Annotated in this window: 25 protein-coding genes; 21 read left to right on the top strand and 4 right to left on the bottom strand. The window is 37.6% G+C overall.

What is annotated here, in order from left to right; translation table 11 throughout:
* The first annotated feature begins 96 nt into the window (after positions 1–96).
* The 18 genes from LRP83_RS04720 to LRP83_RS04635 all read left to right on the top strand — a co-directional run bounded on the left by LRP83_RS04720 (position 97) and on the right by LRP83_RS04635 (position 16810).
* The gene (locus LRP83_RS04720; protein ID WP_230495522.1) at positions 97–1176 is read left to right on the top strand and encodes a hypothetical protein; all 1080 of its coding nucleotides are present in this window, start codon (positions 97–99) and stop codon (positions 1174–1176) included.
* Complete coding sequence (locus LRP83_RS04715; RefSeq protein WP_230495521.1) at positions 1163–3352, top strand: molybdopterin oxidoreductase family protein; 2190 nt, start codon at positions 1163–1165, stop codon at positions 3350–3352. Before LRP83_RS04720 ends, LRP83_RS04715 begins: the two co-directional genes overlap by 14 nt.
* A complete protein-coding gene (locus tag LRP83_RS04710; protein WP_230495520.1) occupies positions 3353–3910 on the top strand; it encodes a 4Fe-4S dicluster domain-containing protein in 558 nt (185 codons plus the stop codon).
* Positions 3911–3922: 12 nt separating this feature from the next.
* The gene (locus LRP83_RS04705) at positions 3923–4447 is read left to right on the top strand and encodes a Rieske (2Fe-2S) protein (protein ID WP_230495519.1); all 525 of its coding nucleotides are present in this window, start codon (positions 3923–3925) and stop codon (positions 4445–4447) included.
* Positions 4437–4625: a hypothetical protein gene (locus LRP83_RS04700; protein ID WP_230495518.1), complete on the top strand. Its 189-nt coding sequence runs from the start codon at positions 4437–4439 to the stop codon at positions 4623–4625. Before LRP83_RS04705 ends, LRP83_RS04700 begins: the two co-directional genes overlap by 11 nt.
* Before the next feature lie 70 nt (positions 4626–4695).
* Positions 4696–5010, top strand: coding sequence for a hypothetical protein (locus LRP83_RS04695; protein WP_230495517.1), 315 nt, complete (start codon positions 4696–4698; stop codon positions 5008–5010).
* Entirely contained in the window at positions 4997–5263 is a 267-nt protein-coding gene (locus LRP83_RS04690; protein WP_230495516.1) for a hypothetical protein, read from the top strand. The genes LRP83_RS04695 and LRP83_RS04690 overlap by 14 nt, the downstream gene beginning before the upstream one ends.
* A 25-nt stretch (positions 5264–5288) precedes the next feature.
* On the top strand, positions 5289–5981 hold the full coding sequence (locus tag LRP83_RS04685) for a sensor histidine kinase (RefSeq protein ID WP_230495515.1): 693 nt from the start codon (positions 5289–5291) through the stop codon (positions 5979–5981).
* Complete coding sequence (locus LRP83_RS04680; protein ID WP_290369491.1) at positions 5959–6615, top strand: response regulator; 657 nt, start codon at positions 5959–5961, stop codon at positions 6613–6615. Before LRP83_RS04685 ends, LRP83_RS04680 begins: the two co-directional genes overlap by 23 nt.
* Positions 6616–6630: 15 nt before the next feature.
* Positions 6631–7086, top strand: coding sequence for a GAF domain-containing protein (locus tag LRP83_RS04675; RefSeq protein ID WP_230495514.1), 456 nt, complete (start codon positions 6631–6633; stop codon positions 7084–7086).
* A gap of 19 nt (positions 7087–7105) precedes the next feature.
* The gene (locus LRP83_RS04670; protein ID WP_230495513.1) at positions 7106–8173 is read left to right on the top strand and encodes a PAS domain-containing sensor histidine kinase; all 1068 of its coding nucleotides are present in this window, start codon (positions 7106–7108) and stop codon (positions 8171–8173) included.
* A gap of 248 nt (positions 8174–8421) precedes the next feature.
* On the top strand, positions 8422–9441 hold the full coding sequence (locus LRP83_RS04665; RefSeq protein WP_230495512.1) for a 4Fe-4S binding protein: 1020 nt from the start codon (positions 8422–8424) through the stop codon (positions 9439–9441).
* A gap of 117 nt (positions 9442–9558) precedes the next feature.
* A complete protein-coding gene (locus LRP83_RS04660; protein ID WP_230495511.1) occupies positions 9559–11493 on the top strand; it encodes a WG repeat-containing protein in 1935 nt (644 codons plus the stop codon).
* A gap of 139 nt (positions 11494–11632) precedes the next feature.
* Positions 11633–12910: a kynureninase gene (gene kynU / locus LRP83_RS04655; protein ID WP_230495510.1), complete on the top strand. Its 1278-nt coding sequence runs from the start codon at positions 11633–11635 to the stop codon at positions 12908–12910.
* Between the two features lie 13 nt (positions 12911–12923).
* Positions 12924–13544, top strand: a complete 621-nt coding sequence (gene kynB, locus LRP83_RS04650) for an arylformamidase (protein ID WP_230495509.1) — start codon at positions 12924–12926, stop codon at positions 13542–13544.
* Between the two features lie 130 nt (positions 13545–13674).
* Complete coding sequence (locus LRP83_RS04645) at positions 13675–14889, top strand: DEAD/DEAH box helicase (RefSeq protein WP_230495508.1); 1215 nt, start codon at positions 13675–13677, stop codon at positions 14887–14889.
* Between the two features lie 248 nt (positions 14890–15137).
* A complete protein-coding gene (locus LRP83_RS04640; RefSeq protein WP_230495507.1) occupies positions 15138–16610 on the top strand; it encodes an amidase family protein in 1473 nt (490 codons plus the stop codon).
* A 62-nt stretch (positions 16611–16672) separates the two neighbouring features.
* The gene (locus LRP83_RS04635; RefSeq protein WP_230495506.1) at positions 16673–16810 is read left to right on the top strand and encodes a hypothetical protein; all 138 of its coding nucleotides are present in this window, start codon (positions 16673–16675) and stop codon (positions 16808–16810) included.
* Between the two features lie 132 nt (positions 16811–16942).
* Here LRP83_RS04635 and LRP83_RS04630 read toward each other — a convergent pair whose 3' ends face one another.
* Complete coding sequence (locus LRP83_RS04630) at positions 16943–18469, bottom strand: FAD-dependent oxidoreductase (RefSeq protein ID WP_230495505.1); 1527 nt, start codon at positions 18467–18469, stop codon at positions 16943–16945.
* Between the two features lie 173 nt (positions 18470–18642).
* Here LRP83_RS04630 and LRP83_RS04625 point away from each other — a divergent pair, with 173 nt between their 5' ends.
* Both LRP83_RS04625 and LRP83_RS04620 read left to right on the top strand, forming a co-directional pair.
* On the top strand, positions 18643–19788 hold the full coding sequence (locus LRP83_RS04625) for a trans-sulfuration enzyme family protein (protein WP_230495504.1): 1146 nt from the start codon (positions 18643–18645) through the stop codon (positions 19786–19788).
* A 27-nt stretch (positions 19789–19815) separates the two neighbouring features.
* Entirely contained in the window at positions 19816–20721 is a 906-nt protein-coding gene (locus LRP83_RS04620) for a phosphotransferase (protein WP_230495503.1), read from the top strand.
* Here the strand turns inward: LRP83_RS04620 and LRP83_RS04615 are convergent.
* Positions 20718–20858, bottom strand: coding sequence for a hypothetical protein (locus LRP83_RS04615; RefSeq protein ID WP_230495502.1), 141 nt, complete (start codon positions 20856–20858; stop codon positions 20718–20720). The genes LRP83_RS04620 and LRP83_RS04615 overlap by 4 nt on opposite strands.
* Positions 20859–21113: 255 nt before the next feature.
* Between LRP83_RS04615 and LRP83_RS04610 the strand changes: the two genes are divergently transcribed.
* Complete coding sequence (locus tag LRP83_RS04610) at positions 21114–21842, top strand: polysaccharide deacetylase family protein (RefSeq protein ID WP_230495501.1); 729 nt, start codon at positions 21114–21116, stop codon at positions 21840–21842.
* A 96-nt stretch (positions 21843–21938) separates the two neighbouring features.
* Here the strand turns inward: LRP83_RS04610 and LRP83_RS04605 are convergent, their stop codons facing one another.
* Together LRP83_RS04605 and LRP83_RS04600 are read right to left on the bottom strand one after the other, a co-directional pair.
* Positions 21939–22307: a DUF1360 domain-containing protein gene (locus LRP83_RS04605; protein ID WP_230495500.1), complete on the bottom strand. Its 369-nt coding sequence runs from the start codon at positions 22305–22307 to the stop codon at positions 21939–21941.
* A 73-nt stretch (positions 22308–22380) separates the two neighbouring features.
* Positions 22381–23319: a glycerophosphodiester phosphodiesterase family protein gene (locus tag LRP83_RS04600; RefSeq protein WP_230495499.1), complete on the bottom strand. Its 939-nt coding sequence runs from the start codon at positions 23317–23319 to the stop codon at positions 22381–22383.
* Positions 23320–23382: the final 63 nt, after the last annotated feature.

Below are 23382 nucleotides of genomic sequence, written 5' to 3'. Positions count from 1 at the left end.
TATGATGGGGGAATTCCCCCATATATGAAAACACTCATGAACTCTTACAATAAGAGTATCAATCGTGAGTGTTATTTTTTTTGAGGAGGATATACGATGCAGGCCAATACTTCTACTACTAAAAAAGCAGGATCTATCAATAATGCCTTTGCTTCACATTTTGCCAAGTCAATGTTTTTAAGTGTACTTGGACTTTTAATTTTAAGCTTTATCGGCACACGCATGTTCACGCATGTTGATTTAAACCTTTACGGATATATGGTTGGAACAATTGTTTTCATTGGTGGGTTCTTCTACCGATTTATCGCATGGGGGGAAAGGCCACCAGCAAAGATTTTTATCAAAAAAGGGATCAAGCTACTTTTTAGAAAAAGCACCCCACAAACGACCGCTGAACATCTGATCACTTATCGATTCATTTGGAATCGCGGAATTTACCGTTGGACCCAACATATCTTAATCGGTTTTGGATGTATCCTATCTTGTTTCGTCACGTTTCCACTAGTGTTTGGTTGGATGTACTTCACAATGGATGATAATGGCATGTACAACATCATTTTCATGGGTATTCAAGTCATGACAGTATCAGCTGAAGGAATTATTGCACAGTTATCTTATAATGCATTAAACATAACAGCTGTAATGGTTATTACTGGAGTTTGTATGGTGTTATATCGTCGCCTGAAAAATATGCAAGCTCGAGCAGAACAAACTTTTATGTATGATTTTCTTCCTCTTATCATGTTGTTATTAGTCAGTGTTACAGGATTAGCATTAACCTTTATGAACATGTTCTTACACGGTGCAGGACAGCCGTTCATGTCCCTTATCCACCAATGGTCAGTCATTATTACATTAATTTACCTACCTTTCGGAAAGCTTGCACATATTCCATTTAGACCGCTAAGTGTGTTTGCAAGAAATTACCGCGAACATTATATGGAGCAGGCGCCAAAGCCATGTAAAGTATGTGGAGATTACTTCGTTTCAGTTGAACAGTCTAATGACGTCATTAACGTGCTTGGTACAAATGATATTGAATTTGCAAAGAAGGAAGGCTTCCATCTTGCAGAGCTTTGCTTACCATGTAGACGTAAATATAGAATTGCACAATTTTCAGGATTCCCTACACACCAGGTGAAGGTCAAGGAGGCAAATCAAAATGCAAATGGATAATTTTAAAAACCCTAGAGATCATTTCTTTAAAGAAGTTGAAAATTTAAACCATCCGAATGAAGAATTGGTCAAAACACATTGTAGCTATTGCGCGATGCAATGTGGGATGTACTTAAGGGTGAATACGAAAACGAATAAAATTATTGGTGTAGAGCCTCGATACGATTGGCCTGTAACACTAGGGAAAATGTGTCCTAAAGGAGTTACTGCTTACCAACAAGTTAATCATCAGGACCGTATTTTAAGACCATTAATCCGTGATGACCAATCACTTAAAGGTACTAAAGAGGGTTTCCGTGAGGCAAGTTGGGAAGAAGCTTATGATCTAATTGTGAAAAAGTTTAAAGGGCTTCAAGAAAACTATGGAAAAGATTCGTTATCCGTTTATGGTGGCGTTTCGATGACAAACGAAAAGTGTTATTTAACAGGAAAATTTGCCCGTGTTGGATTACAAACTCGATATATCGATTACAATGGACGCTATTGCATGTCGAGTGCAGCTGGTGGGTTAAATCGCTCGCTTGGTGTCGATAGAGGATCGACAATCCCTTGGACAGATATCCATGAAACAGATTGTTTGTTCATTGCTGGAAGTAACACAGCTGAATGTCATCCAACCTCTATGTTCCGAATTTGGGCTGTACAGGAAAGAGGAGGCTACTTAATTATCGCCGATCCTCGTGAAACACCTATTGCAAGAAGAGCGGATGTTCACCTTGATTTAAGACCAGGAACTGACCTTGCTCTTGCGAATGGAATCTTACATTTATTAATCAAAAATGGTCACGTTGACGAGGAATTCGTAAAAAATCATACGAATGGCTTTGAAGAAATGAAGCAGGTTGTAGAAGAATTTACACCTGAACTTACAAGTGAAATCACTGGTGTAGCGAAAGAAAAAATCATTCGCGCTGCTGAGCTTTATGGTAAAGCGCCAAATGCAATTGTCTTATTTGCACGAGGAATTGAGCAGCAAATTAAAGGTGTAGATAATGTTTCTGCTTACGTAAATATGTCTTTAGTTACTGGGAACATCGGACGTCCGAAGGCTGGTGTTGCAACGATTACTGGTCAAGGAAATGGTCAAGGTGGCCGTGAGCATGGACAGAAAGCGGATGCTCTTCCAGGCTATCGCAAAATTGCTAATCCAGAACATGTAAAATACGTATCAAGTGTTTGGGGCATCGAGCCAGAAGAAATGCCTAAAGAAGGTGTTTCAGCGTATGAGATGTTTGGTCTTATGGAACAAAAGACGATCCGCGGATTGTACCTATTATGTTCAAACCCGGCCGTTTCTTCACCAAACTTAAATTATGTCCACCAACAATTGAAAAACTTAGATTTTATGGTATGTGTGGATTTCTATCTATCAGAATCTGCTGAATTTGCTGATGTAGTGTTACCAACCACAACTTGGGCAGAAGACGAAGGAACAACTACGAATGTAGAGGGTCGTACGATAAAAATCAACCAAGCACAAAAGCCATTAGGTGAATCAAAGCCAGACTGGCAGATTCAAGTGGAATTATCGGAACGTCTTGGTCGAGGAAAGTACTTCTCCCATTTAAAAACAGCAAGAGATATTAATGATGAATTCCGTTTAGCCTCTAAAGGCGGTTATGCAGACTACTACGGTGCGACGTGGGAAAAGATTGATAAACAGGATGGTGTGTTTTGGCCATGTAAGGATGAAAAAGATCCTGGAACGCCACATATGTTTTTAGATAAAAAATTCTATCATCCAGATGGAAAGGCAAAACTATTTGCCCTTCCATATAGACCATCAGCTGAAGAGCCTGATCAAGAATATCCGCTACGCCTAACAACAGGTCGAGTGGTCTATCACTACCTATCAGGTAACCAAACTAGAAGAATTAAGTTCTTACGTGATATGTGCCCAGATCCATTTGTAGAAGTACATCCAGAAACAGCGGCAAAATATAATATCTCCCACGAAGAAAGTGTTCGTTTATTCTCTCGTAGAGGAGAAGCCATTTATAAAGTGAAAATTACTGAGGCAATTCGTAAAGATACGGTATTTGTTCCATACAGTTGGGGACATGAACAATCTATCAATCTTTTAACTATCGGTGCACTCGATCCAATTTCTAGAATGCCAGAGTTTAAGGCATGTGCAGCTCAAATTGAAAAAATAGATATGAAGAAGGTGAAATAAATGAACAAGAGGCTCTACTTAGAATTAGAAAATTGTATAGGTTGCAGATCCTGTCTAGCAGCATGTACACAATGTGGTGGACACGATGAGCGAAATAGAAACTATGTGTACGATGTTAACCCGCTTGTTAATACACAAACGATGCCTCTCATGTGCCTTCACTGTGTCAATCCAGCTTGTGCAAGAAGCTGTCCAGCACAGGCTATCCAAATTCATGAAACAGGAGCTGTTCTTTCGGCATTAGTAGAAAAGTGTATCGGCTGTCAAAACTGTACGATTGCCTGTCCATATGGAATACCTAAATTCGATACAGAACAAAACTTGATGTATAAATGTGACTTATGTATTGACCGTAGTAAAGATGGAATTCCTCCAATGTGTGCTAGTGTATGTCCAACAAACACATTGCAATGGTTAACAGATGAAGAAATCGAACGTAAACAAAAGCAATTCAATGTTAAAAATGATAAATGGGTAACGAGTATTCATTTAGAAAATGAAACAAATGTACGTGTGAATCTTCCTGGTATTTTACAGGGAATAACTAAGTTGTACTAAGGAGGGATACTTATGACGGATAAAAATAACCGAATCCCGTTTGATGAAGATAATTATACACATAATATAAACCGTGATAATGAAAGAAAGCTAGATCGCCGTGGCTTTATGAAAACGTTAGTAGGTGCAGCGGGTGTGTTCGCTGTATCCTCCCTACCATGGGGAGCAGTAGCAGCAAAAGAATTATTAGGATTGGGAAATAAAGAGTATCCACATCAAAAAATTGCTGATTTAAATGCAGTAGCTATTGGTGATGCAGTAGAGTTTCATTTTCCTGGAGAACACGATAGTGCCTTATTAATTCGCTTAGGTGATGAGAAATTCGTTGCCTATCAAAATGCTTGCACTCATTTAAGATGCCCTGTTTTCTGGGTGAAAGATAAAAATGAAATGATTTGTCCTTGTCATCACGGTAAGTTTGATGTCGAGACTGGGGCACCAACCGCTGGACCACCAAGACGTCCACTACCGGAAATTGAAGTAGAAGTTAAAGATGGTGCAATCTTTGCAGTAAGGGTGAAACGTTATGAAGCGTAATTATATTAGTGTAGCTCTTCTTTGTGGAATACTATTGCTCAATATCGTATTTACTCAATTCATGGTCCATCAATATTTCTATGAGAATTATGTAAATACGCTAATTTTTATGAGCTTAAATATAATTCTTTTTCCAATAGCCTGGCTTGTTTATAAGCGTGATCGAAGAAAAGCGTAAAGCGCTCAGCTTTCGGCGACGAGCCGATGGCGCTTGGAGCTAGAAATAGAAAAAAAGGTGGCGAGCGTGCATGAATAGTGAAGCATACTTAGATTTTTGTTTTGTGCGAGAAGCACGTGGGGGCTTTGCAGTTGAAATAGAAGCGCTAATGGAATCGGTTTTTCAAGGTATCCGAGTGAATTGGTACTTAGAAGAGAAGAGTGCAGAAGGTGCAGATATCGTAGTAGCAGAAGTGAAGGGGATGGCTCCTTGGAAAACGGAGGAGGAAACCCTTCACTATTTGGAGGAACATGCGGGAGAAGCGTTTTGGGAGTATTTGCAAGGCTACCAAATGTATATTTATCCAAACAATCCAAAAGGGTGTGGAAGCTGTGGAACTCATTAAGGATTTAGAGCCATTTTTAGGTGGAAAAATAGAGGTTGCGATTCACGATGCCGAGACGGATACACAGCCACCTTGGGTCGAAAAACAAATTAAAAAGCTAGAACTATGTCCAGATAAAACACATCTGCGCATTTATTTTGATACGTATTATTTTTTTGCTATTCCTTTGACGAGCAGTGTGAGTTTAAGTGATATGGATTGGTCAGCATACGACCCACACAGTGGTCTTTATTATTTAATTAGAAAAAAATAAAATGAGGAAGGGAGTGCGGAATCCGATGGGACTTTTACCAGAAAAACAAGAAATTAGCTCCTATATTATTCAATCTCAAGAAGAAGAGATTAAACGAATCGCATTGGAGCTACATGAAGGTGTAGGGCAATCATTATATAGCATGTTTACTGGATTACAATTTATAGAAGCTGGAGTGGAGCAGCCACATTTAAAGTCCTATATAAAAGAAATGTCCCAAATTATGGAAAAAACCATTCAAGAGATACGCCTTCTATCTGTTGAATTACACCCTCCCACCCTTACAACCTTAGGACTATTACCAGCTATAAAAAGCTATGTAAAATTGTATACATCTACCTTTGGAATTGAGGTAGATATTAAATCAATTGGTGAAGAACGGTCGATAAATGAAAGCAGTAGCATAGCTATTTTTCGAGTTTGCCAAGAGGCTTTATCGAATATTGCCAAATATGCAGATATATCTATTGTGAAAATGACTTTTATTTGGTCAGAACAGTCTCTTCAAATTAACATCCAGGATTATGGAAGAGGCTTCGAAATAAATGAAATTCAATCCTTTGGTATTGCTGCGATGAAGGAGAGAATGTTTCTAACTGGCGGAGATTGTGTGGTATCCTCTAAGATAGGAGAGGGAACATCAATCGAAATTTCTCTTCCACTTAAAGTTGAAGAGGAACAAAGGGGAGTTAACATTGATCAGAATTCTGCTAGTTGATGACCATGCAGTTGTACGTATGGGTTTGAAAATGCTTCTTAACACAAATCCAGAAATGGAAGTAGTCGGAGAAGCTTCTGAAGGTAATGAAGGAATTCAAAAAGCGCTAGAACTACTCCCTAATGTGGTGGTGATGGATCTAAGTATGCCCCATGGAAAAGATGGTTTATCGGCCACGTCTGAACTGAAAAAGCTAATGCCTGAGGTCAATATTTTAATATTAACGATGCATGACGATGAAGAGTATTTATTTAGAGCGATTCAAGCGGGAGCGTCAGGTTGTATATTAAAAAGTGCCCCACATAGTGAGCTTTTAGCAGCGATTACCGATGTCGCAAAAGGGAATGCTTACCTACATCCATCCGCTACAAAAAGATTAATGGAAGAGTATTTAGGAAGTATGAAAAATGGGCATGCACCTGACAGTTTTAATCTTTTATCTGACCGTGAGAAGGAAGTCCTTACATTAATTGCAAAAGGTTTCTCGAATAAAGAGATCGCTGAGCAGCTAGTCATCAGTGTGAAAACGGTTGAAACGCATAAAGGAAACCTCATGGAAAAGCTCCAAATGAAAACGAGACCTGAGCTAGTGGAATTTGCTTTGAAAAAGGGGTTATTAGGTTATGGTTTGTAAAGGATATGGTCTAATATGGAGGAATTAAAAGAGTGTCTCATTGCCGTTCAAACCTGTTCAGAGGTTTTAGAGGTTATGGAAGCAGATTTTGTTGGATTAGCAATCCAAAATGAAGTTGGACCAGATGTAAGGTGGCATTGTGCGGCTGGAAATATTACAGATAAATATAAAAGAATTACGGTTCGTTACGGGAAAGGTATTGCAGGAAGAGTGATTTCAAGCGGTAGTCCAATGATGATTACGAGTTTTCCTGAGAATATATTAGGAAAATCTACGGATTATCCGATTATGCTAGCTGAGAAATTAGTTTCTTCATTTGCGGTGCCTTTATTTTTTAATGGGATTCCTAAAGGGGTATTGCTAGTTGGTCATCGTAATGGCATTCATAAATTTTCCGATGAAGAACAGCAGCACATCAAAAAATATGCTCTTCTTTTAGAAGAGGCAATCAAAAGCCATATCCATTTATAATACAGGAGGGCTATTATTTATGAACCGTGAACAGAACAAAGAATTAGATAAGATTAGTTCTCCAGAATCTTATGTCCAAATTGAGGACGAATTAAAAAAATCGATGCAGGAATTAGTGGATTTAAAGTTTGCTCTTGATGAATCATCGATTGTTGCGATGACGGATGAAAAGGGAATTATTAAATATGTAAATGATAAGTTTTGTCACATTTCTGGATACACTCGGGAAGAGCTGATGGGGCGAGACCATCGGATTGTAAATTCTGGTTACCACTCCACTGATTTCTTTAAGGGAATGTGGAAAACAATTGGAAGTGGGTCTGTTTGGCAAGGGGAGATTCGCAACCGAGCTAAGGATGGAAATATTTATTGGGTCGATACAACCATTGTCCCCTTTTTAAAGGAAAATGGTAGGCCTTATCAGTATTTAGCCATTCGCTATGAGATAACAGAACGAAAACGGGTCGAGGAAGAGCTTCAAAAGACGATGACTCGAATTATTGAGGTTCAAGAGGATGAACGGAAGCGCATTTCACGTAATTTACATGATGGTATCGGTCAGAATTTATACAGCCATTTGATTACACTTCATCGGCTAAAAGCAGAAATGGACCATCCATTAATTGACCAAATGTTAGATGAAGCGCAGGAGTTGATTGAGGAGGTCCGAGATATTTCTTGGGAGCTTCGTCCTTCTGTGTTGGATGACCTTGGATTAATCCCAGCCATACGTTCGTTCTTAAATCGTTATTCAGAACACTACAAGATTGATGTTTTGTTTGACTGTGCCCTGAGTGGCCGATTAAACTACAATACTGAAACTACTATTTATCGGGTGATCCAGGAATCTTTAACCAACATTCGGAAGTATGCAGAAGTAGACGAAGCTGCTGTAACCATCCGAGAGATGGATGATATAATACGAGTTATGATAGAAGACCTCGGTAAAGGTTTCGTTGCAGGCATTCAATCGCGCGGAGTAGGTCTATTTAGTATGGAAGAACGGGCACGCTCAATAGGTGGAACCTTACATATACAAACTGAACTAGAAAAAGGAACCAAAGTCATATTAGAAGTTCCTAATTAAACTTTTATGAATATTTGTAAGCGCTAGTCTTTTTGCACTAGCGCTTTTTGTTATCCCCATATTCAGTTACTTCCAGATAATGTAGCATGGTAAAATATTTTTCAACCAATTTGAATAAGAGTGATGGTTTCGTGAAATCTTCATGAACACTATGTGAATTATTACCAAAGCGAGAGTTTCATCACACTTTTCATTCCGTCCATTCCTTATAGTAAATATAAATATATTGAAATCTTGGAGGGTCGGTTATGAAATCTAAAGCATGGCATGTTAGGCAATTTAAACGTAAGCCAATTCAATATGTAAGGATGAGTGTTCAAATCGTCTTTAGTATATTTTTATTGTATGTAGGGTTTAGATTCTTTCAATTCTATAATCATTTTGCCTCGTTAGGTATTGAACCGTATGTGGAAAGACCAGCTGCTGTGGAAGGGTTTTTACCAGTTAGTGCGCTTGTTGCTTTAAAGGTATGGATCTTTACAGGGGAGTTTGATCACATTCACCCTGCTGGTTTACTATTGTTTACTTTCTTTATCGGGTCGGGACTCCTATTTAGAAAGACGTTCTGTAGTTGGATTTGTCCGATAGGAACTTTAAGTGAATGGACAGCAAGACTTGGTAAGATGATTTTTAGGAAGAATTTCGATATACCTAAATGGATATCTTGGCTACTTATCCCATTGAAGTATTTGCTACTCCTTTTCTTTATAAAAATAATCGTAATAGATATGCCTATTGACTTTGCATGGGATTTCTTGCAAGAACCATATAATAAAGTATCTGATGTGAAAATGCTGTTATTTTTCTTAAATCTAGGAGGTTTTGCTTTAAAGGTTATTTTAGTTGTGTTTATTCTGTCGCTGTTTTTCCCGAACTTTTGGTGTCGGTACTTATGTCCATATGGAGCACTTATTGGATTAGGAACCATCTTCGGCGTAACGAAAATAGAGCGTAATGAGGATACTTGTATTGATTGTCGCCAATGTACACGTGTTTGTCCGCAAAGAATTAAGGTACACGAGAAAATGGCCGTATTAACGCCAGACTGTACAGCCTGCATGTCCTGTGTGGAAGCTTGTCCAGTAAAAGACACCTTAAACATGACAGTCGCAACTAAAAAAGTAAACAAATGGATCATTCCGTCCGTATTTTTTGGATTATTCGTCCTTATGATTATCATCGCCAAACTAACAGGCAACTGGAACACAAACATAACCTATAAAGAATTCCTTGAACTAATCCCATACATCGACCGTATAGGACATTAACGCATTAACGTACCGGGGGACAGTCCCCCGGCACGTTAAAGTGTTGAAGGACAGACCCTTTTTTGTGTTTTTTCCATATGATAGGTAGAAATGAGGTTTGGTGGAGGGGGAAGGCGAATGTTTTTTGAGCACTTACGCCGTGTTTTGCCGCAGGGGGCACAATTGTTATGGGATGATTGGAGAGAACGTCCTTCCGTTAGGTTGGAGGATATCGATTTGGATGGTAGGGAGGAAATGTTGGTATCGTATTCCTTCCAAAATGATATTTATACTACAATTTTTAATCATAATTATTCCTTTTGGTACCCAACCTCTACTTTAAAGGGGGCTACCTCCTTTCGAGTAAAGGGGATAGATCTTTTTCCAGCTTCGATTAAAGAGATAGGTGGAAAAAGGTGGGGGTATATTAACCATAAAGGAAATTTTGTTACTCCTGTAAAATATGAAGATGCACAGGATTTTCAACCTAACGGGCTTGCAGCAGTTCAGACCAAGGACGAATTCGGTTTGATCAATCAGTTCGGTCAATTTATCGTTCATCCGCAATACAGTTTCATCAATCCCTTTTCCGAAAGCCGTGCGGTAGTGATGGATACAAAAGGTTTTAAAGTCATTAATGAGCGCGGAAAAGTGCTGACGAGTAAGGCATATAGCTACATCAGTAACTATCAAAATGGAAGAGCTTTGTTTGCGGGAACAGCTGAAGACGGTCGTTATTTATATGGCTTTTTAAATAGACAAGGTAAAGAAGTTATTCCATTAAAATATGAATCTGCTACTGATTTTAATGGGGGAAAGGCAGTTGTAAAAGTTGCAGAGGGAAAATATGATTTAATCGACCTAAATGGAAAAACGCTGGGGTCCTTTTCTAATGCCTTTATAGGGGCATTAAGCGAAGGCTTGATGGCTTTTCAGCATGAGGCTGGTGGGAAGTTTGGTTATCTGAACGAGAAAGGTGAAGTTGTTATTGAACCATCTTTTACAGGAGCTCAAGCCTTCAAAAGTGGCAGAGCTGTGGTAAATACTGATGAAACGTTTTTTAAATATGGCTTAATAGATCATACAGGTAAGTATATTATTGAACCAATTTATAATGACATTTTACTCCTTGGTGAGAACCGAATAGCCCTTGGGAAAGCCATTGATGAGAAGATTCCGTTTGCAGGATCTAAGTATTCGATTGCTGATCTTAACGGAAGGATATTAACAGAATTTAAGTATGTAAATGTAATGGACTATAAGAATGGCTATGCTTCAGCTTCGGATACAAAGAATACGTTTTTTATTGATAAAAATGGCCAGATAGCTCCAAACCTGCCGATTGCAAAGGGAAACGGAACTTTAAGTATGGAAGGCGCATTAATAAAAGGAAACATCGATATGAGGTTACGCTACTATAATCCTAAAGGGACATTAGTTTGGTCGCAAAATCAAATTATTCCATTGAATAATCGTTTCCGTGTTATTGAAAAGAAGTATAACCCGAATAAGGATTATTTAGTTTATTATCCTGAGATACAAGGCATGCGTTTTGAAGCGATGCAAAAAAAGGTTAACCAGAAGCTTGCGCAACTTTCAGAGGTGAAGGAAATTGATCCAAATAAGCAGATAGAATACAGTTATAATGGAGATTATGAAGTCTATTTTTTCAAAAATCGACTTGTAGAAATTGAAATGAACGGTTATAACTTTCCGTTTGGTGCAGCGCATGGAATGCCCAAAAAAGTATATGCCCATGTTGATTTAGAAAGTGGTGTTTTTTATCAGTTGAAGGATTTATTCAAACCGGATAGTTCTTATGTGGAAGTGCTAAATGGGATTATCGGAGAGCAGATAAAAAATGATCCACAGTATTCATATGTTTTCCCAAATACGTATAAAGGAATCGCTCCTGATCAGCCGTTCTATATTGACGCAAACAAACTCTACATCTACTTTACCCCATATGATATTGCCCCATATGCCGCAGGATTTCCGACCTTTACCATTCCGTTCAGTGAGATTGACCAGATTATTAATAAAGATGGTGCGTTTTGGCGTGCTTTTCATTAGTTGATTGAGGGTAGGACTCTAAATAGAGTGCTGCCCGTTTTGTATTAATAGAATAAAAACTTTCGATTTCTAGCAGGTAATAACCGAACAGAAAAAGAATATAACATAAAATAAACCGGTTTCAAAGGGGGCTCATTTCATGTCGGTATTGAATTCATTAGAATATGCTGAAAAGCTCGATCAACAGGATCCACTTCAATCCTTCCGGGAGGAATTCTATCTTCCAAAAAAGGATTTATACTTAGATGGTAACTCTCTAGGATTAATGAGTAAAAGGGCTGAAACGTCCCTCCTAGAGTTAGCTGATTCATGGAAAAGGCTAGGTATAGATGGCTGGATGAATGGCAAATACCCGTGGTTCACGCTTTCTGAAAAGCTTGGAGAAATGTGCGCCCCTTTAGTTGGAGCAAAAGCAAAAGAGGTAATCATTACAGCGAGCACCACAACCAATCTTCACCAGTTAGTGGCGACTTTCTATAAGCCAAAAGGAAAAAAAACGAAGATACTAGCTGATGAACTTAATTTTCCGTCCGACATATATGCTATGCAAAGCCAATTGCAGCTTAAAGGTCTTAATCCAAGCGAACATCTCATTCAAGTTAAGAGTCGAGACGGTCGATTGATTGATGAGCAAGATATTATTGATGCAATGACTGAAGAAGTAGCACTAATTATTCTTCCGACCGTTCTCTATCGAAGTGGTCAACTTTTAGATATCGAAAAATTAACTACTGAAGCGCATAAAAGGGGCATTATAATTGGTTTTGATGGCTGCCATTCTGTTGGTGCTATTCCACATCATTTCAGCAAATGGGGCGTTGATTTTGCTTATTGGTGTACATACAAATATTTAAATAGTGGTCCTGGTGGGGTGGGTGCTCTTTATGTGAACGAAAAGCATTTTGGTACAATGCCCGGGCTTACTGGATGGTTTGGTTCCAATAAAGAGAAACAATTCGATATGGAGCATACGTTTACACAAGCTTCAGATGCTGGGGCTTATCAAATAGGGACACCACATCTTTTAAGTACTGCACCTTTAATTGGATCGTTAGAAATGTTTGCGGAAGCATCGATTGAAGCGATTCGCGAAAAATCTCTTAAGTTAACCAACTTTTTAATGGAATTAATTCAGTCGGAATTGGGAGAATTCAATTTCACAATCGGAAATCCACTTGAGGATACCCGTCGAGGTGGGCACGTAGCTTTAGAGCATCCAGATGCAGCCAGAATTTGCAAAACGCTAAAAGAAGTTGGGGTTATCCCTGACTACCGGAACCCTAATATTATTCGCTTAGCACCTGTAGCCTTTTACACGTCTTATGTCGATGTTTGGCATACCGTTCAAATATTAAAACGAATCATGGAAGAGAAGCTTTATGAAAAATTTGAAAACAAACGAGAAGTCATAGCCTAGGGGGCCAATATAAATGAAACTTATAGATATTTCTAGAAAGCTTGGTAACAATGTACCGACTTGGCCAGGTGATACCCCTTTTTCCTTTCAAATCGAATGGTCAAAAGCAGACAGTGGCTCGGTTAATGTAGGGAAATTGGAAATGAGCACACATACAGGAACCCATGTCGACGCTCCCTTCCATTTTGATGATGAGGGTAAACGAATCTACGATCTTGATTTAAGTCTATATGTTGGTAGAGCACTTGTGGTGGATATGCGGAATAAAGAAAGTGTTGGAGCAAGTGATTTCCACGAAGTGGACCTTCAAGACGTGGAAAGAGTGATTTTGCGGACAGACTCATGGGAAGATCCAAATCAGTTTCCAGAAAAGATAACCTATTTACGACCTGACCTTGCAATTTTTTTAGGAGAAAGAGGGGTTCGATTAATTGGCGTTGATGTTCCTTCTGTTGATCCCCTTGATAGTAAAGAGTTACCGGCCCACCATTCACTTCATGAAAATGGAGTTCATATTTTAGAAGCTGTTAATTTACAACATGTCGACCCTGGTTTTTATGAGTTAATCGCTCTCCCTTTACCATTAGCAGAAGCGGATGGCAGTCCAGTGAGAGCTGTTCTTAGAAAGTATTAGACAATCCTTTAGGGATAAGCTAGTATCAATAACGGTACTAGTTTTTTCTTATTTTATTGAAAAGTTTTAGAAAACAGCCTTAGGTAAATACTAATAGGAAACGAAATCCTTACATATAAAGGAGAAACACATGTCAGACAATTTATTTTCATTAAAACCTTTTATTCAAGCGGTTTGGGAAAAATCAGCCTTTGAAACGCCAACTTCCATCCAATCTCAAGCCATTCCGTTGATAACAGCTGGAAGAGATGTCATTGCCGAATCGCCTACTGGAACAGGAAAGACGTTGGCTTATTTACTGCCTGTTTTAGATAAAATTAATCCAGATAGCCAGGGGATTCAAGCGGTAATCCTAGCATCATCACAAGAACTGGTCATGCAGATTTTAGAGCAAGTGCAAAAGTGGTCAGAGGGAAGCGGAATTAGAAGTGCATCATTCATAGGTGGAGCTAATGTTGCTAGACAGCTAGAAAAAATCAAAAAGCGTCCACAGTTAATTGTTGGTACACCTGGAAGAATGCTCGAGTTAATCAAACAAAAGAAGCTTAAAATGCATGAAGTGAAGATGGTTGTATTAGATGAGGGTGATCAGCTTCTTGTTCCAGAGCACATTGAAACAATCAGGCAAATAATAAAATCCAGTCTTGGTGACAGACAGGTCGTTTTATTTTCAGCCACTTTAACGGAACGTGCTGTTAACATTGCTAAAGATCTTACACAAGATGCTGAATTAATTAAAGTGAAAAAGGACGAAACGATTAAGGCTGGAAAGGTTGAGCATATTTATTTTGTATGTGAAAACCGTGAAAAGCCAATGATGCTAGAGAAAATTGGCCGTTTAGACAATATTCGAGGTCTTGCTTTTATTAACGATATTGTTGAAATTAATTTTGTTGCTGAGAAACTTAAGTTCAAGGATATTCAAATAGCTGTTTTGCATAGCGATTTAAAAAAGGATGATCGTAAAGCTGCATTGAAAAATCTTCGAACTGGTAAAATAAAATTATTAATTGCATCAGACGTTGCTGCAAGAGGACTAGATATCCAAGATGTCACTCATGTTGTTCATGTTGATTTTGCTAAGGATATTACACAGTACATTCATCGATCAGGTCGTACTGGTCGTTTCGGTGCAGACGGAATTGTTATTTCTCTTGTAAACGAACGGGAAGAGCGCGAGTTAAAAAAATATTGTCACGAACTAAATATTCCATTGTCTAAAAAAGTATTTTTCGGTGGGAATATTATAGACGAGAAAGACCGACCTATGAAAAAAGAACATGAAGCAAACAAAACGAAAAAACCTTACTCAACAATAAGGAATTTTAGTAAGACAAAAAAATAACATTCGTCATGCTAACGGATTTTAGTTTCCTGTTGCAAAACCCGAATAAAATGGCTCAGTTCACTATACTGAGCCATTTTTTAATATCCATTTTTCCCTAACCGGAAAAACTCCGCATATATACCCCGAACCAAACTCTATTTGGCAGTTTAGCCGAGAAATGATAACCCATATAATAAAAAAGGTTTTTTTCAAAGATATCAAGAATATATTTAGTAATTCGAAAGAAAAGGAGAATAATCCACCGCATGGAAAATCCAAAATTAAAGCAGCTATCAGAAGAATGGTTAATTGAAACAACTGTTGACGAGATGCAACAAAAAATGAACAATAATGAACTAACTTCAAAAGATTTAGTTCTGATGTACTTAAATAGAATCGCGAAATTTGATCAACACGGTCCGAAGATAAATTCAGTTTTGGAAATAAATCCAGATGCTTTACAAATTGCAAGTGCATTAGATTCTGAACGGAAGGTGAGTGGCCCAAGAGGACCAATGCACGGAATACCTGTTTTGATCAAAGATAATATCGATACTAATGATAAAATGCATACGAGCGCTGGCTCGTTAGCATTGGAAAACTCGTATGCACTAGAGGATTCTTTTGTTGTAGAAAAATTGCGTAGTGCAGGAGCAGTCATCCTAGGAAAAACCAATATGACGGAGTGGGCAAATTTCATGGCTGAAGGGATGCCTAGTGGCTATAGCTCAAGAGGTGGACAAGTATTAAATCCTTACGGTCCAGGTGATTTTGTAGTCGGAGGTTCTAGTTCTGGTTCGGGTGCAGCTATTGCCTCTAATTTTGCAGCTGTTGCAGTAGGAACTGAGACATCCGGTTCTATTTTAAGCCCAGCTAGCCAAAATTCTCTTGTTGGGATTAAACCAACTGTAGGACTTATTAGTCGACGTGGGATAATTCCGATAGCGCATACACAGGATACGGCTGGGCCAATGGCACGTACGGTTAGGGATGCTGTACATCTCTTAAATGCTTTAATTGGTCCTGACGAAGAGGACCCAATAACATTAACGAATACCGCTTTAAGTAGTGTTGATTTTACAACATACCTGGAGGTAGATGGATTAAGAGGAAAGCGGATTGGAATTGCACGTGAGAAGTATTTTGATTATCTAGGTGACGAAAAAATACAGGTCATGAATGAAGCTGTCCAAAAGCTATCGGAGTTGGGGGCAGAAGTAGTGGATAATGTTATCATTCCTTCAACAAACCGCAAGTGGAGCTATGATGTTTTAACGTATGAATTTAAAACGGACTTAAATGCCTATTTGAAAAATCTCCACTCGAGCTATCCAATCCGTTCATTGAAGAACGTTATTGAATTTAATAATCAACATAAAGATAAAATGCTAAAATATGGACAAGTGGTTTTATTAGAAGCAGAAGAAACAAGTGGGACTTTAACGGAAAAAGCTTATATTAAGGCAATTGAAGAGGATTATTACCATTCCACTGAGAACGGTATCGATTCTGCTATGAAAGAGCACAATCTTGACGCCATCGTATTCCCAAATAATTACGGGGCATCCATTCCTGCAAAAGCGGGATATCCGTCTATCACAGTCCCGGCAGGATATTCAAACGCTGGAGAACCTATTGGCATTACCTTTACAGGTCAAGCATATTGTGAGCCTATATTGATTTCAATTGCATACTCTTTCGAACAAGGTATAAAAGTAAGAAAAGCACCAAAATGGTAACCGTATAACACAACATTTAATCAAGCATACTACCAATGAAAATGTTAAAAGGAGATGATTTCATGGGTAGAACAAAAAAAGGTAATGCTAATGCCATGCGAAACAATAATGCTAAAAAAGGGCGTACGAGTTCAGAATTAGTTGAATGGACAACGGGTGCAGAGGAAAAGCAATTTAAACGTCCAAACGGAAAAGGTTGATAAAAGAGGCTGCTCTAGCATGCGAGCAGCCTCTACTTTTTGAAAGTATATCAGGAATAACGACAGAATTTCCTAGGAAATTTATTTATTTCCGGATTTTCGACAAGTATAAATGAAGGAATTTAGCGAAATTTAGTCCTCGCCCACACTTTTTAATGGCTTTAATGCCGGTCCAGTCACTACTTCTCCTGTATATGAAAATCTTGAGCCATGACAAGGGCAATCCCAAGTTCTATCTCCACTATTCCATTCGCATTCACAGCCAAGATGTGTGCACGTCGTATCTACTAAATGCAACTCTCCATTTTCATCACGATATCCACCAGCTCTTTTGCCGTTCACGGTAACAATAGAACCTTCATTGTTTTGTAATAATTGAGGATCCAATGGAACAAATTCTAATTTACCTTTTATTAAATGCTTTGCGACATCGGCATTAATGGTAAATATTTTCTTAAGACTTGGGTCAGCTTGGAATCTTGATGGAGAATACAATTCAATAAATCGATTTTGTTTTTCTAGAATTAAATCGCTCAACAACATTGCAGCTGCTGTTCCATTCGTCATTCCCCATTTGTGATACCCGGTTGCAACCAAAATTCGTTGTTTATTTTGTGTAATGGGTCCAATATAAGGAACCTTATCTAGTGTAATTAAATCTTGAGCTGACCAGCGATAAGGTATTTCTTTAACTGGGAAGGTTGTTTCCGCAAATTGCTGTAATGCTTCATAGTGCTTAAATGTATCTATTCCTGTACCCGTCTTATGATTCTCACCACCAATTATAAGGAGGTCCTCACCGTTAAATGGTGTAAAACGAATGGAGCGGACCGGATCATCAGCACTTATATACATACCACCTGGATACGATGCATCTGTCTTAACCGCAATAACATAAGATCTTTTGGCATACATTCTTGCAAAGTATAGTCCTGGCTTATCATAAAAAGGAAATTGAGACGCGATAATAACATAATTACAGCTGATTCTTTTACCTTCTCTTGTCACAACCACAGGCTTGTCACTTTCTTCATTTTCAATATCAGTAGCGGTCGTATGTTCATAAAGCTGCACCGAGTCTTTATTTAGATTTTTCACTAAGTGAGTTAAATACTTGGTTGGGTGAAACTGGGCTTGATTAGCCATTTTTAAACCTGTTTTTATATCAATATTAAAAGGGATGCTATCAATTTGCTCGCCAGCAATTTTTAGCTTTTCATATGCTTGAAATTCATTTTCAATTTTGGGTGCGTATTCCTCTGTGGTCGCATATACAAATGCATCTTGTTCAAGGAAATCACAATCCATTTGTGTCTCATTGATCGTATCTTTTACAAATTGAATCGCTTGGCTATTAGCATCATAATATTGCTTTGCCTTCTCTATACCAAAATGATTAATAAGTTCGTCATAAATCAACCCATGCTGGGCGGTTAATTTCGCTGTCGTATGTCCAGTTGTACCAGTTAAAATTTTTCCTGCCTCAATTAAGGCAACTTTAACATTGCTTTTATTCAAAATATGAGCAGCTGTAATTCCTGTTATACCACCACCGACAATAACAACATCCACTTCTATATCTTGATCAAGCTTTGGAAATGTAGGAAACTCTAATTCTCTCCAATATGATTCAGGGAATTGCGGTAATTTGTTTTGCACATACGTTCCTCCTAAAAATCTTTTATATGGTTATATTTTCTATAAATGGCTTATTTCATGTATGGATTGGAAAAATTTATTTTTCTTACTAATGGGAATTACATTAATATTTCGCAATTATGCAAAAGAATAAGTTATGATAGAATTACAAAAATAGTGAAGAGGTGGATAAGGTGAGTAAGCATTTTGATACAGAGGTATTACATGGTGACAAAAAAGAAAAGCGCAGTATTATGAGTAAAGTGACTCCAATTTATCAGACCTCAGCTTTTGTTTTTAAAGACCTGGATGAATTGGAAGGTTACTATCATGGAAATGGACATTATTTATATTCTCGGGTAGCGAATCCAAATACGGATGAGTTAGCTGCTGCTGTAGCACGTCTAGAAGGAGCTGTGGATGGGGTAGCAGCTTCATCGGGTTTATCAGCCATTTTAGCAGGAGTATTAGCTGTAGTGAAAAGTGGGGATCACATTGTTGCAGCTGATGATTTATATGGCGGGAGCTTTCACATGCTCAAAGAGGAATTAAATGATTTAGGAATTGAAACAAGCTTTGTTTCCTTTTCTGAGATTGATATTGTTGAAAAAACGATACAGCCTAATACAAAGCTTCTATTTACAGAGTCGATTACGAATCCGTTATTAAGAGTAGAAAATATAAAATCTGTAGTTGAATTAGCAAAGAAAAAAAACCTTTATACTTTAGTTGATAACACCTTTGCTACTCCTTATCATTGTAAGCCGCTTACTATGGGAATCGATCTAGTTGTCCATAGTGCTACTAAGTATTTTGGTGGACATAGTGATGTGACTGCAGGTGTCCTAGTGGGTAGAAAGGATTTATTAGAAAAAGCAAAAACAAAAATAGTGAATCTCGGAGCAAACGTAAGCCCCTTTGAAGCATGGCTTACAACAAGGGGAATTAAAACGCTAGCTTTAAGAATGGAAAAACAGTCAAGAAATGCCCAACTATTGGCGGAAGCTTTTTTAAAAAATCCACTAATCAGTAAAACGTATTATCCGTTTGAAATGAGTGAAAATGGTTATGGTGCTATGGTTACGATTGAGCTTGATCGAAGCCTGAATGTGAATGAGTTTTTTCGGTCACTTGGTTGGGTGAAAATAGTTCCTACTCTAGCAGGTGTTGAAACAACGGTATCTCATCCGTTAACAACCTCGCATCGTGCCCTACCTTCTGAAGCCTGTGAGGCATTGGGAATAACAAAAGAGCTAGTTCGAATTTCTGTTGGGATTGAACATGTAGAGGATATTATTTCTCAATTTACTTTAGCAATAGAAAATGCAAAGAAACACTAGAATTAAAAAAAGGAGTGACCTAGAGAGATGTCACAGCCATGGTCACCTGAGATTGCGATTACGCCTCTTGAAGCTAGGGAGATTATTGAAGCACAGTTTCCACAATTAATACCAGTGAGTATTGCAGAATTAGGTAAAGGCTTTGATAATACGGTGTTTATCGTAAATGATATGTATGTCTTCCGTTTTCCGAGAAGGGAAATCGCTGTACAACTATTAAGTATTGAAAATCAATTGTTACCACTGTTAGTGAGACAATTAAATATTGTCATTCCTGAACCAATCTTTTTTGGACAAGCAACTACAGACTATAAGTGGCCATTTACCGGATATAAACATGTCCAAGGGGATTCACCAGGGGTCTTGTCCGATGAAGTCCGAAATTTATCTGCTGTACCTTTAGCTTTATTTCTAAAAAAGCTGCATCAGTTTCCAATCGATCAAGCTGAAAAAATGGGTGTACCGCATGATCGGTTTGAAAGAATGAATATTGGGAAGCGGAAAGAGATGCTTGTTGATAATATAAAAAAAGCTGCCGATCTCCATCTAGTTGAAGAGGATCAAGCAGCTTTGGATTGGCTTAGCACAATGAAGGAAACAAAACTAAATACCCCGATTACTCTAGTTCATGGAGACTGTCATATCCGAAATATTTTAGTAAATAAAGAGGGTGTCATTTCTGGAATCATTGATTGGGGAGACACGCATCTAGGGAATCCAGCCATTGATCTTTCGATTGCCTATAGCTTTTTACCGCAAAGTGGGCGAGAACCATTTTTTCAAAAATACGGTGAAGTGAGTAATGAGATAAAAATGGTGGCAAAGTTTTTTGCGATTTATGTTGGTTTCATCCTCTTGCTTTATGGACACGATATAAAAGATGATCAGCTTATTGCAAGTGCAAAGGAAAGTATTAAACTAGCATTAAATTAATCTTTCTCTTTAGGTAAAGGGTCAACAATGGTCGAGTCGTCTGAATGTAAGGCACCTTTAATACCATAAATTATGGTTCCACCAATAAATCCTAAGCATAGAACTAAACCAAATGTGGCAATCCACCATACAGCCATGAGAACTCCCTCCTTTATTAAGATATATGCAAGGAGGGAGTATTTTTGAATCTTAAATATTTGTTTACATTTAATAAATTTTAATAGGAGTTTGGAGATGTAGTAAAAAAGGCTGCTAAAGCCCTAATCAAGACGATTGACAGAGGAAAATAGAAAATGGAAAACAAGACTTTTCGAGGTGAATCTTTTAGTGATTATGATTGTATCTAGATTTTTCTGGAACACTAATCAAAAAGCTTTAAAAGGAGTATCACGATGCGAAAAGTAATTCTAATATGTTTAATGCTATTATTAATTAGCCCACAAATATCAGTGTTTGGAAAAGTAAAAGTACCGATATTAGTTTATCATTCGATAGATGAATATAATGGCCTAGGATCAATCGAGTTATTTGTAGCACCCGAAAACTTTGAAAAACAAATGTTATATCTCAAAAGTAATGGCTATACCTTGATAACCTTTGAGCGGTGGCAGGATATTTATAAGGTAAAAAATCCAATTTTAATTACTTTCGATGATGGTTACAAAAATAATTTGAATGCCCTTAAAATATTCCAAAAGATAAAAGATGACCGTTTTCAGCCTAAGGGTACCCTATTTGTTATTTCCGATTATGTTGGTAATCATAACCGATTATCGAAAGAGGAATTAAAAATGATGGCCGAATCTGGCTTTTTTTCTGTTCAGTCACATACAGCCACGCATCCTGATTTAACTAAAATAAATAATTTAGATAATGAGCTTAAGAAATCCAAAGAAAAAATTGAAAAAATGACAGGAAAACCAGTCATTGCTCTTGCCTACCCTTATGGAAATTTCAATAATAAGGTTGTGAAAGAGACAAAAAAATACTATCGTTTCGGACTTACGACAACACCAGGACCATTTAAAGAATTAGGTTTTGAAAATGAACTTTATCTGTTACCAAGAATTTATGTCAAGAATTCAACAACCCTTGAAGATTTTGCAAAGTTAGTAAAATAAAAAGGTTGATCGTGATTTAATGGGATCGAATCACATACAAAAAATTTTAAAAGAGGGTAACCCATCAATCAATGAGTTACCCTCTTTTAAAATTTATTATGTTTCCTTTTTTGAATAATAACTTACCTTTTTTATATTCACACCGACAAATGTTTCAAGAATACATTGCCCACCAGCTATTGATAAAATCAAGACAATAATCGATGCAATCTTAGGGAAAAGCAAATATCCACCGCCAATCAGTATAGCGCTCCAAATACCTGCACACCAGTAACAGTTCAATAAATATCCGAACATGTTTTTTGGTACATCCTTTAGTTCAACGCCATGTTCTGTTTTTATTTCCTTTTTTGTCATAAACGGTTTACGAATAAATTCAGTAATCTTATCAAAAACAATGAGATGAGTTAATCGATAGCTTGCTAATATTAGCATCAAATAGGTGATCCAAGAAAGCTCAAACATAAGCAAAACCCCTGACTATTAACCTTTATAGTTAGTATGTTTTACTCGTTTTAATGAATTATACAATATCCTCTTAGTAGCCGATTTCGGCTAAAACCTCTAGCATTAAATCTGGTCGATTGGTAATAATTCCGTCTGCCCCGTCTTCAAGTAAGCTACGCATCGTTTCTTTATCATCAATAGTCCAGTATTGAATATTAACATTTCTTCGATTTGCTTCCTTTATGATACTTGGACTAGCTAAGTTAAAGATGCTTTCCTTAGTCGGTATTTGGAAGACATCCGCATTAGGTGTATAAAGGTTTGCTAAAAATAATTTCTTGAAAATGATAAATGTCCGAATCTCATCCTCACCTGCTGATAAGGCGACCTGCCCATCAGAAATTTCCTCAAATTGATTGATGATCTTTTGATCAAAAGAGGCAACTACCACTTGATCTTCTTTTTGATATTTTTGGATTAAGGTCCATAGTTTTTTTGATATTTCTGGAATTAGTTCAGCTGGATTATCATCCTTAATTTCAATCACCATCTTCATATTAGGGAATGATTGGAATACTTCTTCGAGTGAAGGAATGTAAACACCTTTTCCACGATAAGAAAGTTTTCCATCTAGGTCCACAAAATGATAACCAGCATCAAGCTTTTGAATTTCATTTAAAGTTAGGTCATGGACATTTCCTCTTCCGTTCGTTGTGCGATCCACAGTTGAATCATGAATCGTAACTAAATGACCATCTTTAGTAATATGAATATCAAACTCAAGAACATCTACCCCTAAATCAACAGCCTTCTGGAATGCTTTCAAGGTGTTTGAAGGTGCAAGTAATTCTCCACCTTGATGAGCGATGACAAGTGGGCGTTCTGATTGGAAGAATGGATGGGTAGGTCTCTGTTCGACAGGTACAAGATTTAACAAAATATATATAATAAAAATAAATGCAATAACAAGTCCTAACCAGCGTTTTTTTTGTGAAATGCTACGGTTATTTTTAACTATAGGTTGACTCATAAACGAATGGTCGCCTCCTTTATTTCATCATTATAACTTGAAAAAAAATGCAAGTATATTTTA

Origin of the sequence: Pseudoneobacillus rhizosphaerae (genome assembly GCF_917563885.1) — a bacterium.
GTDB lineage: Bacteria > Bacillota > Bacilli > Bacillales > Cytobacillaceae > Pseudoneobacillus > Pseudoneobacillus rhizosphaerae.
This window is presented reverse-complemented; position numbering and strand designations above follow the sequence as displayed.